At 71.5% G+C, this 673-nt stretch carries 1 protein-coding gene; it reads right to left on the minus strand.

Going from position 1 to position 673, the window contains the following annotated elements; translation table 11 throughout:
• Positions 1 to 133: 133 nt before the first annotated feature.
• Positions 134 to 673, minus strand: a 540-nt coding sequence (locus FQ755_RS03180; protein ID WP_186308404.1) for an alpha/beta fold hydrolase, incomplete at its 5' end; no start/stop codon positions are given.

The raw sequence follows: 673 nt of genomic DNA on the forward strand, positions 1-673 counted from the left end.
GGCGGCGGGCGCGGCGGGGCGTGAGGCGTCGTGCCGGAGGGGCTTCATGGTGGGAGCTGCAGCGTGCGGCGGCCTGTCATCGAATGATCGTCATCATAAACGACTCGCGGACACGGGCCGCTCGATCGCTGCCTCAGATCGCCGTGTTGCGCGCGATGCCCGCCAGCAGCTCGGCGAGCGTGTCAGGCTGAGACAGGAACGGCGAATGGCTGCTGTCGAGTGCGTGGACGCGCGTCGGCCGCTCGGGCAGGAAGGCGTCGGCCTCGGCGATGAAGCGCCGCTGCAGCGCCGGCAGGATCACGCGATCCTCGGCGCAGGTCACGTAGTGGCGCGCGATCGAGCCCCAGCGCTCGGCCGTGGTCGCGATCGGCGTGGCGAATGGCGCGGTAGGCACGTCCGAGGACATCAGCCGTGTCACGGCGCGGAACGTCGCCTCGTCAACATCCTCGAACAGCGCCTGCTTCAGCGTGGCGAGATAGGCCGCGTCGCGGCTGGCCGGGTTGATGCGCAGCGCGCCGATCGCGCGAGGGCTGGCGCAGATCAGCGAGGCCAGCATCTCGCCATGGTTCTCGGGGGCACGCACGTAGTCGAGACCAGGCACGCCCGAGGCGGGCATGAACGCGGCCAGGTAGACCAGCGCCGCGATCCGCTCCGGCGCCCGCTCGGCCGCGGC

This window comes from Paraburkholderia sp. BCC1885 (assembly GCF_900996235.1).
GTDB lineage: Bacteria > Pseudomonadota > Gammaproteobacteria > Burkholderiales > Burkholderiaceae > Paraburkholderia.